This is a genomic window from Sphingobium sp. AntQ-1 (assembly GCF_028538045.1).
Classification (GTDB): domain Bacteria; phylum Pseudomonadota; class Alphaproteobacteria; order Sphingomonadales; family Sphingomonadaceae; genus Sphingobium; species Sphingobium cupriresistens.
The window spans coordinates 1050988-1063982 of the sequence record NZ_CP117158.1 but is presented as its reverse complement, the minus strand read 5'-3'; the positions used below and the strand labels follow the sequence as shown (position 1 = coordinate 1063982).

Annotated in this window: 11 protein-coding genes; 6 read left to right on the top strand and 5 right to left on the bottom strand. The window is 66.0% G+C overall.

Going from position 1 to position 12995, the window contains the following annotated elements; all coding sequences use genetic code 11:
* Positions 1-36: 36 nt before the first annotated feature.
* The 6 genes from gcvT to sphantq_RS05250 all read left to right on the top strand — a co-directional run bounded on the left by gcvT (position 37) and on the right by sphantq_RS05250 (position 6280).
* Positions 37-1188 carry a glycine cleavage system aminomethyltransferase GcvT gene (gene gcvT / locus sphantq_RS05275; protein ID WP_272799762.1) on the top strand — a complete coding sequence of 384 codons (1152 nt, stop codon included), beginning with the start codon at positions 37-39 and terminating at the stop codon, positions 1186-1188.
* A 24-nt stretch (positions 1189-1212) separates the two neighbouring features.
* Positions 1213-1584 (top strand): glycine cleavage system protein GcvH, encoded by a 372-nt coding sequence (gene gcvH, locus sphantq_RS05270; RefSeq protein WP_066604088.1) that lies wholly within the window; start codon positions 1213-1215, stop codon positions 1582-1584.
* Positions 1585-1716: 132 nt separating this feature from the next.
* The gene (gcvPA, locus tag sphantq_RS05265; protein ID WP_272799761.1) at positions 1717-3075 is read left to right on the top strand and encodes an aminomethyl-transferring glycine dehydrogenase subunit GcvPA; all 1359 of its coding nucleotides are present in this window, start codon (positions 1717-1719) and stop codon (positions 3073-3075) included.
* Complete coding sequence (gene gcvPB, locus sphantq_RS05260) at positions 3072-4646, top strand: aminomethyl-transferring glycine dehydrogenase subunit GcvPB (RefSeq protein WP_272799760.1); 1575 nt, start codon at positions 3072-3074, stop codon at positions 4644-4646. The genes gcvPA and gcvPB overlap by 4 nt, the downstream gene beginning before the upstream one ends.
* Positions 4643-5290, top strand: a complete 648-nt coding sequence (locus sphantq_RS05255; RefSeq protein ID WP_066604081.1) for a DUF938 domain-containing protein — start codon at positions 4643-4645, stop codon at positions 5288-5290. The genes gcvPB and sphantq_RS05255 overlap by 4 nt, the downstream gene beginning before the upstream one ends.
* Before the next feature lie 111 nt (positions 5291-5401).
* A complete protein-coding gene (locus tag sphantq_RS05250; protein ID WP_066604078.1) occupies positions 5402-6280 on the top strand; it encodes a hypothetical protein in 879 nt (292 codons plus the stop codon).
* Here the strand turns inward: sphantq_RS05250 and sphantq_RS05245 are convergent.
* The 5 genes from sphantq_RS05245 to hrpB form a co-directional block, all read right to left on the bottom strand.
* Positions 6237-8255: an ATP-binding protein gene (locus sphantq_RS05245; protein ID WP_272799759.1), complete on the bottom strand. Its 2019-nt coding sequence runs from the start codon at positions 8253-8255 to the stop codon at positions 6237-6239. The genes sphantq_RS05250 and sphantq_RS05245 overlap by 44 nt on opposite strands.
* A 117-nt stretch (positions 8256-8372) precedes the next feature.
* Positions 8373-9635 (bottom strand): serine palmitoyltransferase, encoded by a 1263-nt coding sequence (gene spt, locus sphantq_RS05240; RefSeq protein WP_066604072.1) that lies wholly within the window; start codon positions 9633-9635, stop codon positions 8373-8375.
* 104 nt (positions 9636-9739) lie between these two features.
* Complete coding sequence (locus sphantq_RS05235) at positions 9740-9982, bottom strand: acyl carrier protein (protein WP_066605577.1); 243 nt, start codon at positions 9980-9982, stop codon at positions 9740-9742.
* Between the two features lie 120 nt (positions 9983-10102).
* Positions 10103-10381 (bottom strand): ETC complex I subunit, encoded by a 279-nt coding sequence (locus sphantq_RS05230; protein ID WP_066604070.1) that lies wholly within the window; start codon positions 10379-10381, stop codon positions 10103-10105.
* A gap of 55 nt (positions 10382-10436) precedes the next feature.
* A complete protein-coding gene (hrpB, locus tag sphantq_RS05225; RefSeq protein WP_272799758.1) occupies positions 10437-12890 on the bottom strand; it encodes an ATP-dependent helicase HrpB in 2454 nt (817 codons plus the stop codon).
* Positions 12891-12995 lie beyond the last annotated feature (105 nt).

Here is a 12995-nt window from a genome sequence, read left to right as displayed (position 1 = left end):
TCGGTCGCCATCAACCCCGCACGGAAAGGACGCTTCATGTCCGGCAATGACGATATCGCCACAATCGCAGAGGAACTGCCGCTGGAGGCCTTGCCGCTCGATGCCTGGCACCGTGCCCGTGGCGCGCGGATGGTCGGCTTCGCTGGCTATCACATGCCGATCCAATATGAAGGCATCATGGCGGAACATGCCTGGACTCGCGAACATGCCGGCCTGTTCGACGTCAGCCATATGGGCCAGCTCAGCTTTTCCGGCAACGGCGTCGATGACGCGCTGGAATATCTGTTGCCCAGCGATATCAAGGGGCTGAAGCCCTTTCGCCAGCGCTATTCGATGCTGCTCGATCAGGAGGGCGGCATCCTCGACGATCTCATGGTGTCGCGCCTGGGGGATGAGGCGTTCGACGGCGCGGCCATCTATATGGTTGTCAACGGCGCGACCAAATATGACGATATCGGCTGGATGATCGAACATTTGCCCGACGCGGTCGTCATGAACCACATGGCCGACCAGGCGCTGCTGGCGCTCCAGGGGCCGGAAGCGGGCGAGGCGCTCGCCACGCTCATCCCCGAAACCGCCGATCTGTTGTTCATGCAGTCCGGACCTTTCACCTGGCGCGGCATCCCGCTGTGGATCAGCCGGTCGGGCTATACCGGCGAGGACGGGTTCGAGATCAGCGTCCCCGCCGACGATGTCACCCTGCTCGCCGACGCGCTGTGCGCGCTGCCGCAGGTCAAGCCGATCGGCCTGGGCGCGCGCGATTCGCTGCGGCTGGAAGCCGGCCTGCCGCTCTACGGCCATGACCTGTCGCCCGCGGTCAGCACCATCGGCGCGGACCTGGGCTTCGCGATTCAGAAGCGCCGCCGCGAGGAGGGGGGCTTTATCGGCCATGCCCGCGTGCTGAAGGAACTGGCCGACGGCCCTGGCGCCAAGCGGGTGGGCCTGACCATCGAAGGCCGCCTGCCGGCCCGCGAAGGCGCGCAAATCTACGCTGGCGACGTGCTGGTGGGCGAAGTCACCTCCGGCGGCTTCGCGCCGTCCGTCGCCGCGCCGATCGCCATGGGCTGGGTCAGCCTGCCCCATGCCGTGATCGGCGAAAAACTGGAGATCGAAGTGCGCGGCAAGCGCATCGCCGCGGCGGTTGCGCCGATGCCGTTCGTTCCGCATCGTTACCGCCGCAAAGTTTAATCCTTTTCCGAGGGGAGAAGCATAATGAGCCGTTATTTCACCGAAGAGCATGAATGGATCGATGTCGAGGGCGAAATCGCCACCGTCGGCATCACCGATTATGCGCAGGAGCAGTTGGGCGACATCGTGTTCGTCGAACTGCCCGTCGAAGGCGCGACCTTCGACAAGGGCGACGACGCCGCCGTCGTGGAATCGGTCAAGGCCGCGTCCGACGTCTATGCGCCGATTTCGGGCGAAGTGGTCGAATCCAACGCCGCGCTGGAGGATGAACCCGCGTTGGTGAACAGCGATGCCGAAGAGGATGGCTGGTTCTTCAAGCTGCGCATCACCGACGCCAGCGAACTGGAAGGCCTGATGACCGAGGCCGTCTACAAGAAGTTCGTGGCGGCACTTTGACCTGATAGCTCCCCTCCCGTTTGTGGGAGGGGTTAGGGGAGGGCGTGTGGCGTCATCTCCGTAACAGACCCTCCCCCGGCCCCTCCCGCAAGCGGGAAGGGAGATGATGGGGCGAGGGGGGAGTTGTATGATATGCGTTACCTACCCCTAACCGACACTGACCGCGCGGACATGCTGTCCGTCATCGGCGCGGCGTCCATCGACGATCTGTTCGTGGATGTGCCCGCCGAAGCCCGGCTGACCGGCGCCATCGCCGGCCTGCCCGATCATGCCAGCGAACTGGCGGTCGAGCGCCATATGGCGGCGCTCGCGCGCAAGAATCTGTCGGCGGGGGAGGCGCCCTTCTTCCTGGGGGCAGGAGCCTACAAGCATCATGTCCCCGCCAGCGTCGATCATCTGATTCAGCGCGGCGAGTTTCTGACCGCCTACACCCCCTATCAGCCCGAAATCGCGCAGGGCACGTTGCAGGTGCTCTTCGAATTCCAGACGCAAGTGGCGCGCCTGCTGGGCTGCGACGTGGCGAACGCCTCCATGTATGACGGCTCCACCGCCTGCTGGGAAGCGATCGGCATGGCGCGGCGCATCACCAAGCGGGGCAAGGCGATCCTGTCGTCGGGCCTGCACCCCCATTATGTTTCGGTCGCCAAAACGATGGCGAAATTCACCGGCGACGCGCTGGCCCATGAAGCGCCCACGCTGGACGCCGCGACTGACATCGACGCGCTGATCGCGGGCATCGACAAGGATACGTCCTGCGTCGTCGTCCAATATCCCGACATTCTCGGCCGCATCGCCGACCTGACCCCGCTCGCCGACGCCGCCCATGCGGCGGGCGCGCTGCTGGTTGCTGTGGTGACGGAGCCGGTCGCGCTGGGCGCTTGTCGGGCGCCGGGCGCCATGGGCGCGGACATCGTCGTGGGCGAAGGCCAGTCGATCGGCGTCGGCCTGCAATTTGGCGGCCCCTATCTGGGCCTGTTCGCCTGTAAGCAGAAATATGTCCGGCAGATGCCGGGCCGCCTGTGCGGCGAGACGGTGGACGCGGCGGGCAAGCGCGGTTTCGTGCTGACCCTTTCGACCCGCGAACAGCATATCCGGCGGGAGAAGGCGACGTCGAACATCTGCACCAATTCAGGGCTTTGTGCGCTGGCCTTCAGTATCCATATGACCTTGCTGGGCGAACGCGGCCTGCGCGAACTCGCGACGCTGAACCATGGCCTTGCTTGCCAAGCCGCCGATCGCCTGGCCAAGGTGCCGGGCGTCACGCTGCTGAACGACAGCTTCTTCAACGAATTTACCCTGATCTTGTCGAAAGACGCACGCGACGTCGTGCGCACCCTGGCCGACAAGTGCGTGCTGGCCGGGGTCTCGCTCGGCCGCCTCTTCCCGCAGACGCCTGCGATCGGCAACGGCCTTGTCGTCGCCGTCACGGAGACCGTCACGGCGGAGGATATCGAAAGCCTTGCCGCAGCGCTGGAGGAGGAACTGGCATGACGATGCTCAAGGAAGGTCGCCCCACCGCGCCCACCCCCGTCAAGGAAGCCCATATGGCCCCCGCAACCGCCACCGGCAATCGCGCGCTGATGCTGGAAGAGGCGCTGATCTTCGAGATCGGCTCGACCGCTACGACCGGCGTCGATTTCGCGCCAGCACCCAGCGTCGCCAGCCGCCTCGGCAAACTCGCCCGCACCGACGCCATCGGCTTGCCGGGCCTGTCGGAGCAGGAAACGGTGCGCCATTATACGCGCCTCAGCCGCCAGAATTACGCCATCGACCTGGGCCTGTTCCCGCTCGGCAGCTGCACGATGAAGCATAATCCGCGCCTGAATGAAAAGGTCGCGCGGATGCCCGGCTTTGCCGACGTCCATCCGTTGCAGCCCCAATCGACGGTGCAGGGCGCGCTGGGTGTCATCAACCAACTGGCTTTCTGGCTGATCGAACTGACCGGGATGCATGGCGTCGCCATGACGCCCAAGGCGGGCGCCCATGGCGAATTGTGCGGCTTGCTGTGCATCCGCGCCGCGCTGGAAGCGCGCGGCGATGCGCGTCAGGTTGTTCTGGTCCCCGAAAGCGCCCATGGCACCAACCCCGCCACCGCCGCCTTCTGCGGATACAAGGTGGAGGACATCCCCGCGACCCCCGAAGGCCGCGTGGACCTGGAAGCGCTCAAGGCCCGCCTCGGCCCCGACGTCGCAGCGGTGATGATCACTAATCCAAACACCTGCGGCCTGTTTGAACGCGACATGAAGACGATTTCCGACGCGGTCCATGCCGCCGGCGCTTTCGTCTATTGCGACGGCGCGAACTTCAACGCCATCGTCGGCCGGGTCCGCCCCGGCGACCTGGGCGTCGACGCGATGCACATCAACCTGCACAAGACCTTCTCCACCCCCCATGGCGGCGGCGGCCCCGGCTCCGGCCCGGTGGTGCTGTCCGAAGCGCTCTCGCCCTTCGGCCCGCTCCCCTATACCGCGCGCATGGCGGACGGCAGCATCCACCTGATCGAGGAGGAGAATGTCGGCGAGGAGATGCCGCAGAGCTTCGGCCGCATGTCGGCCTTCCATGGGCAGATGGGCATGTTCACCCGCGCGCTGGCTTATATCCTGTCCCACGGCGCGGACGGACTGCGCCAGGTGGCGGAGGACGCCGTCCTCAACGCCAACTATATATTGCGCAGCCTGGACGATGTGCTGGACGCGCCCTTCGGCGACAGCGGCCCGTGTATGCATGAGGCGCTGTTCAGCGACAAGGGGCTGGCCGAGGGCTTCGCCACGCTCGACATCGCCAAGGGGCTGATCGACGAAGGCTTCCACCCGATGACCATGTATTTCCCGCTGGTCGTCCATGGCGCGATGCTGGTCGAACCGACCGAAACCGAAAGCAAGGCGGCGCTGGACCAGTTCATCTTGGCGCTGCGCAGTCTGGCCGAACGCGCCAAGGCGGGGGACGAAGCGCTCAAGGGCGCGCCCTATCACGCGCCGCGCCGGCGCCTCGACGAAACCCTCGCGGCGCGCAAGCCGGTCCTCACCTGGACCGACCCTGCGCTGGCGGTCGCTGCCGAATGATCGACAGGCCGGAGCCGTGGGAACCCGGTTCCGGCCCCGCCGTCGCGGATAAACGCTACGCGCCCGCGACCGAGCGCAACCGCGACGCCATCGTCGCGGTCTTGCGCGACCAGCTCCCGTCTTCCGGCCTGGTGCTGGAGGTGGCGAGCGGGAGCGGCGAACATGCTGTCCACTTCGCTGTCGCTTTCCCCTCGCTCGACTGGCAGCCGAGCGATCCCGATCCCGCTGCGCTGGCGTCGATCGCGGCCTGGCGCGCCGAAGCGGACCTGCTTAATCTCCACCCGCCGATCCTGCTGGACGCTGCGGGCGACTGGCCGATCGCACAGGCCGACGCCATCCTCTGCATCAACATGACGCATATCAGCCCGTGGGCCGCGACATTAGGGCTGCTAAAGGGCGCAGGGCAGGCGCTGCCGCCCGGCGGCCTGCTTTATCTCTACGGCCCCTATATTTGCGATGGCGTAGATACTGCGCCATCCAACCTCGCCTTCGACGCTTCGCTCAAGGCACGCGATCCGCGCTGGGGACTGCGCCGGCTGGAGGAGGTGGTTACGGCAGCGGACGTACAGGGTTTGCGCTTCGATCGCTTGATCGACATGCCCGCGAATAACCTGTCATTGCTCTTTCGTAAGGGATGGCTCTAAATATCCGTTCGCCCTGAGCTTGTCGAAGGGCCGTACTCCTTTCAAGCAGGGTAAGGCTTCGACAGGCTCAGCCCGAACGGACGATAGGTTCAGCCTCTTTTGCACGCTCCAATGCCCAGCCAACTCCTCCCCCTCGTCACCGCCGAACTCAGCGCTCCGGCCGATCCCCGCGCCGCCGCCATGGCGGGCGCACTGGCAGCCAAATATCCGCAGGCGGCCCGCGCGGTTCTCTTCTACGGCTCCTGCCTGCGGGAGAAGAATCTCGACGGGCTGATGCTCGATTTCTACCTGATCGTGTCGGACTATCCCGCCGCCTATGGCAAAAGCTGGCTGGCGCGCGCCAACCGCATGATCCCGCCCAATGTCTTCCCGTTCGAACATCAGGGGCTGATCGCCAAATATGCCGTGCTGTCCGAAGCCGACTTCGCTCGGTTGAACAGCATGGAGGCCGACAATGTCTCGGTCTGGGCGCGCTTCGCCCAGCCCTCGCGCCTGCTCTGGGCCGCCGACGACCTCGCCCGCCAGCGCGCGATCGCCGCCGTCGCGCAGGCCGCGCCGACATTGCTGTCGCTGGCGCGGCCGATGGCGGAGGGGCAGGGCGATGCGCTCGCCTTATGGCGCACCGGCTTCACCCTGACCTATAACGCCGAACTGCGCGCCGAAAAGACGGGCCGCTCCCTCTCGATCGTCGATGCCGATCCCGATCGCTATCGCCGCGTTGGCGACGCCGCGCTCGCCGATGGCCTGCCATCCTCGCCAGCTGATACGCCCGCGCACTGGCGCAGCCTCCAGCGGCGCGGCAAGCGCCTGTCGGTAATCCGTCTGGCCAAGGCCAGCTTCACCTATGCCGGCGGCATCGATTATCTGGCTTGGAAGATCAATCGCCACGCGGGCACGCAGATCGCGATCAAGCCCTGGCAGCGGCGCTGGCCGCTGCTCGGCGCTGTCATTCTGCTGCCGCGGCTGTTCCGGGGTGGCGCGATTCGCTGAGGGCCTGACTGCTGAGCGTATGGGTCAACGCCTGCCCCAGCGCCATCAGCGTATAGGGTTTGCGCAGCACCTCATGCCCCTCGAAATCGGCGCTGTCATTGGCGTCGCCGGCATATCCGGTGACGAACAGCACCGGCAGATGGCGGAAGCGGGCCGGCAGCGCCTTCACCATTTCCGGCCCGGTCATGTCGGGCATCAACACGTCGCTGATGATCAGGCCGACATCACTATTATTGGCCAGCAATTTGGCCGCCTTGGCCGGATGGTCGCAGGCGATCGGCAGATGGCCCAGTTCGCTGAGCGCCGCCATCGTCTGGTTCAACACGCGGGGATCGTCCTCCACCACCAAAATGCGGGTCGGGGGCTGTTCCACCGGCGCCCGCGCCAAGCTGACCTCCCCATTGGCGACTTCTCCGGCGACGATGGACCGCGGCAGGTAGAGATGCACGCTGCTGCCCTGGCCCGGCTGCGATTCGATGCGGACCTCGCCCCGGCACTGACGCACGAAGCCGAAAATCTGGCTGAGGCCCAGGCCCGTACCCTTGCCGACCGGCTTGGTGGTGAAAAAGGGTTCGAACACACGCGCCAGCACGTCCGGCGTCATGCCGCAGCCATCGTCGGTGACGGTCACGGTGACATAGTCGCCTGCCGCGCATTCGCCAATCTCGCGCGCCGCCAACGCCGTCTGGCCGGTCGCCAGCGTCAACTGGCCACGTCCGTCCATCGCGTCGCGCGCATTGACGCACAGGTTCAGGATCGCATTTTCCATCTGATGCTGGTCGACGAAGATGCACCAGCCGCTCGCGCCCTGGGCGAAGCGGACGGTGATCTGGTCGCCGATCGTGCGGTCGATCAGGTCGGCCATGCCCGACAGCAGCGCATCGGGATCGACGGCGCTGGGCAGCAGCGGTTCGGACCGGGCGAAGGCCAGCAACCGGCGCGTCAGCGCAGACGCGCGATTGGCGCCTTCCATCGCATTGTCCAGATGCCTGCTGGCTTCTTCGGGCTTCAACCGGAATTTGCGCTTGGCCAGTTCCAGCCCGCCGACCACGACGGCCAGCATATTGTTGAAATCATGGGCGATGCCGCCGGTCAACTGGCCGACCGCATCCATCTTCTGCATCTGGCGCAGATCATGTTCGGCCGCCGCCCGGTCCGCCGATTCCAGCTTCAATTGCTCATAGGCATAGGATAGTTCGGCCGTGCGCGCCGCGACCGCCGCCTCCAGCCGGTCCGCCCGCTCTGTTTCCGCCTCCGCCAGCCGCCGCGCCGTGCGCCGTTCGCGAAAGGCCGTGTTGGCGAACCAGACGCCAAACAATATGCACACCAGCATCGCCAGCCCCACGAGCCGCGACGTCTTGCCCACCCATTCGCTGCGGTCGCCCGCCAGCGTCACCGCCAGGCTGCGTTCGCGCAGCCGGTCATTCTCCGCCTTGATGACCAGGTCCAGCAGCGCGGTGATGCGCCGCAGATCCTGGGTCTTGCCCGCCTGATGAAAACGGCCCAGCGCCGCCATCTTCTGGTCGTATGTGGTGCGCAGGCCGATTTCGCTCAGCGTCTTGCCGCGCTGGATGAAGGCATAGTGCAGCGCTTCGACATTGCCATGCTGCCAGCCCGACCGGCGCGTGGCGTAGCTGAGCGCCTTCAACTGGCTGGCCGCGCCGCGCCACTGGTCCTGGAACAGCCGCCCGGTATCGGGCTCCAGGCTGATGACATAGCGCGCCAGCGTGACTTCGGCGCGGGCCATGCGCGCCTCAAAGCCGCGCGCCAGCGCGATCACCTCGAAACTGCTCTGCTGTTCGGCCAGCGCCTGGGCATGTTCGCGCGACGCATCGCTGGCGCTATAAAGCAGCGCGCCCAGCGATCCGATCAACAAGGCGGCGAGCAGCAGCGGCAGCACGCGCCGTGTCAGCGCGCGCCAGCCTCTGGCCCACCCGTCCTGGTCCCTTGCAAACTGATGGTCGCTGTCGGCCATGGACCGTTACACTAGACCAACAAGCTTAACCGCGAAACATCATCAATCAAAAGTTCCACGGCATATTCTCATTCGGTCGCACGAAGCGATCGGTTGGGCGTTTCGTACAGCGCGCGATTAAGTGATCGCGCCGGTCGCCCTGCCTGCGGCTTCGAACATGCCGATGATCTGCTCGACCTGTTCGTCGCTATGTTCGGCGCACAGCGAACAGCGCAGCAGGAAGGTGCCGGCCGGGGTCGCGGGCGGGCGCGCCATGTTGACGTAAAGGCCCAGTTCCAGCAGCGTCTGCCACATCGCTACCGCCTGAGTCTGGTCGGTCAGGATCACGGCGATGATCGCCGACTGCGGCGTCTTCGTGCCGAGGGTAAAGCCGAGGTCGGTCAGCCCCTTGTGCAGGCGCTGGCTGTTCTTCCACAGATGGGCGCGTTTTTCGCCCGCGTGCATGAGCTTGCGGATGCTGGTCGCCGCAGTGGCGACGACGCTGGGCGGCAGCGACGCGGTAAAGACATAGGGGCGGCAGACGAGCCGCAAAATCTCGAACTTGGGATGGTTGGAGACGCAGAAGCCACCGACGGTGCCGACCGACTTGGAGAAGGTGCCGACCACGAAATCAACATCGGCCTCGACGCCCTGCTCCTCATAGACGCCCCGGCCGTTCTGCCCAAAAAAGCCCATGCCATGGGCCTCGTCCACCAGAATCATGCAATTGGAATGCTGTCGCACGGCCGCGACCATTTCGGGCAGGGGGGCGACATCGCCCAGCATCGAATAGACGCCTTCCAGCACCACCAGTTTCAGCGCGTCGGCGGGCAGGCGAGCCAGGCGCTTGGCCAGATCCTCGACGCTGTTGTGGCGGAAACGGACGATTTCCGCGTCGCCCAGGAAACAACCGTCATAGATGGACGCATGGCTGTCGGCGTCCAGAATGACATAGTCGCCCTTGCCCGCCAGCGTCGAAATGACGCCCAGATTGGCCTGATAGCCGGTCGAAAAGACCATCGCGCCGCTGGTCCCGTAAAATTCGCGCAGCGCGGTTTCGACTTCGGCATGGCCCTGATAGGTGCCGTTCAGCACGCGGCTGCCGGTGGTGCCGGCGCCGAACTCGTCCAGCGCCTTCTTGCCAGCTGCGACCACATCGGGGTCGAACGTCATGCCCATATAATTATAGGTGCCGAGCAGGATCGTGTCCTTGCCCTTGATGACGGCCTGGGTCGGCGACTTCACCTCGTCCATCACGATCGCGAAAGGATCACGCACGCCCGTCGCCAGCAGCGCCTCGCGCTCGGCGATCAAGGGATCGAACTTGGAAAACAGGTCGCGCGCGGCAGGCGTTTCGGCCGGGGTGTGCGCATCGTTTGCGGTGGCGGCGGCGTCGGTCATATATAAAATCCGTTCGGTTCTAAACCTCCGTTCGGTTCGAGCCTGTCGAGAACCAAGCGCATCGTTCTCGACAGGCTCGAACCGAACGGGGACAGGGAGGGGGCTTAGCCCTTCAGCTTGGCGACTGCGTCCACCAACTGGCCGACGGTTTCGATTTCGGCCTGCATGTTCATGGTGATGATGATGTCGAACGCATCCTCGATCGCCGCGACGAAATCCATCACCGTCAGGCTGTCCCATTCCAGGTCGCCGGCAAAGGTGGTGGCTTCGGTCAGTTCGACACCCTTCTTGTTGAAGGGCGCGACCTGCGTCGCGATGCTGTCGAAAATTGCGTTGCGATCCGTCATTATCGTGAAAATCTTTCCGTCAAAGCGCGGCATTTGCCGCTCCGTCCAGCCCTATGGCAAGCGAATAAGGCGTCAATCGGGCAGCATCACGCCCGAATATGAATGGGCTAAAACGGCTATTTACCGGAAATTGTCGGCGTAGGCCTGTAATTTCAGCGTCTTGGGCGGCGTCGCGATCACGGTGTAGGCGACGCCTTCCTTGTCCGCATAGGCGATCGCGGCTTCCTGCGACGGAAAGCTCAGCTTCAACTGCTGCCTGGTGTCGCCCGAACCGGCCCAGCCAGTCAGCGGATCGGCCTGCTTGGCTTCGGCGGGCGCATATTCCAGCACCCATTTATGGGTCAGCGCCTTGCCGGACTGGAGGGCGTTCTTCTGGATCTGGTAAATGCGCGCGCTCATCGCGAAAGACTCCGGTAATTCGTCATGCTGCGTTGCACCAGTGGTTGCCGCTAAGTCAAGACTTCCGGGCGCCATGTCCTCTGACATCGGCGTTTTTGGTGCGCAATGTAGCGCTGGCTCCGGCCGGATCGTCGGGCCAGGGATGGCGCGGATATCGGCCGCGCATTTCCTTGGCCACGTCGCGCCAATTGCCCGCCCAGAAGCCGGGCAGGTCGCGCGTCGTCTGGATCGGTCGTCCGGCCGGCGAAGTCAGCGACAGGACGAGCGGAATGCGCTGGCTGCCCACAGTGGGATGTTCTCCAAGGCCAAACAGCGCCTGCACGCGCAATTCCACTCGTGGCCCACCCTCGGCCGCATAGTCGATCGCATGATGGCTACCTGCTGGTGAGCGGAAGTCGGCCGGCGCAAGCCGGTCGAGCTCGCTCTTGCCATCCCAGCCGATCAAACCCTCCAGCACGCCTGACAATAGGGACCGGTTGATGTCCGACAATCGCCGCTTGCCCATCAGGAGTGGCGGCAACCAATCATCCAGCGTCGCGATCAAGGCCGTATCGGACAGCGCTTCGATCCCGGCAAAGCCGTCCCGCATCCGCAATGACTGGGCCGCCTCCGACCAGGGGAGCAGGTCTATCCCGCTCTGCCGCACGCCATCGACCAGCGCCGCGACCACGGCATCCGGATCGGGGCGGTCATCGGACCCTGACGACAGCCGCACCGCGCCCAGCCGCCGCTCGCGCAACGCTTCGATCCCGCCATTGGCCGGGCGGAATTTCACGGTGCGGTACTCGGTGATATGCGCGCCGAACAGAGCGATCACGTCTGCCTCACCGATCGGCGCAGCGGACAATATCCGCGCGCCCGCCGCGCTGCCCTGCACTTCGCCGACCGCCAGCCAGTCCTCGCGCGCCAGCGGCGACAGCGGATCGAGCCGGAAGCCGCGCCCACCCACGCTCGCCCAGTTCGCGCCATCGGCGGAGCGGCGCTTGGCGACGCGATCGGGGAAGGCAAGGGCGAGGCACAGGCCGATCGCATGATCGCCGCCGCCATCGCCCGGCCCACGCTTCACCAGCTTCGCCCAGCGCCGCGCCAACCCCCGCGCCGCGTCGGCCCGCTTGCCGCTCTCGCGCCGCCAGCGCTGCCGCCGCAACGTCAGGTCCGTGTCTTGCCCGCCAACGCCGCGCTCGCCCAGCAGCACGGCGACGTCGGCCGCTACCTCCGCCAGCCCCATCTCGCCCGCGCGCATCAGCATGTGCGCGATGCGCGGGGACAGAGGCAGCCTCGCCAGCGCTTTGCCATGCGGCGTGATGCGTCCGTCCTCGTCCAGCGCCTCCAGCACGGTCAGCCGCCTGCGCGCTTCCTCTACCGCTGCGGCCGGCGGCGGATCGAGCCAGCGCAGCGCGCCCGGATCGCTCACGCCCCATAGCGCGCAATCGAGCAACAGGCTCGACAGGTCGCTTTCCAAAATCTCCGGCGGGTCGAAAGGCGGCATCCCCGCGCTCGCCGCCCCCTCCCACAGGCGATAGGCGACGCCGGGCCGCTGCCGCGCCGCGCGACCCGCGCGCTGGGTCGCTGACGCCTGGCTCGCCCGTTCGGTCACCAGCCGCGTCACGCCCGCCGCCCGGTCGTAACGCGGCCGCCGCGCCAGCCCGCTGTCCACCACGATCCGCACCCCGTCGATGGTCAGGCTGGTTTCGGCGATGCTGGTTGCAAGAATGACCTTTCGCGCGCCGGAGCGGGACGGCCGGATCGCCGCCCGCTGCGCGCCGGGATCGAGCGACCCATGCAGCATATGCACCTCGGCGATGCCCTCGATCCGTTCCGCCGTCCGCTCGATCTCCCGCACGCCAGGCAGGAAGGCCAGCAGGTCGCCCTCGGCCTCCTCCGCCAAAGCCCGGCGGATCGCAACCGCCATCTCATCCTCGATCTTCTTTTCCGCCGCGCGCCCGATATGGCGCATTTCCAGCGGCTGGATACGCCCCTTGCTCTCGATCACCGGCGCGCCATCCAGCAGCGCCGCAAAGCGCGCCCCATCCAATGTCGCCGACATCGGCACGATCCGCAAATCCGGCCGCAAAGCCCCCTGCGCGTCCAGCGCCAAAGCCAGGCCGAAATCGCTGTCCAGGCTTCGCTCATGCACTTCGTCGAACAGCACCGCAGACACGCCCGCCAGTTCCGGATCATCCTGTATCCGCCGCACGAAAATACCCTCGGTCAGCACCAGCAGCCGCGTGCGCGCCGACACCTTGCTGTCCATCCTCGTCGCATAGCCGACCGTGTCGCCCGGCTGCTCGCCTAGCATCTCGGCGATCCGCTCCGCGGCCGCCCGCGCCGCCAGCCTGCGCGGCGACAGCAGCAACACCTGTCCGGTGCACCATGGCTCGTCCAGCAACGCCGGCGCGACCGCCGTCGTCTTGCCCGCGCCCGGCGGCGCCACCAGCACGGCATTGACGCCCGTCCGCAACGCGGCGAGCAGGTCGGGCAGCACATCGTGGATCGGCAGGTCGCTCATCGCGCCTCCTCTCGCGCTGATTGCCACAAACCGCAAGTCGCGCAAAATGCGAGCCATCGTGGAAACAGTTGCCTTGCGACACGTTCCGCGGCCAAAGCTGTTGAT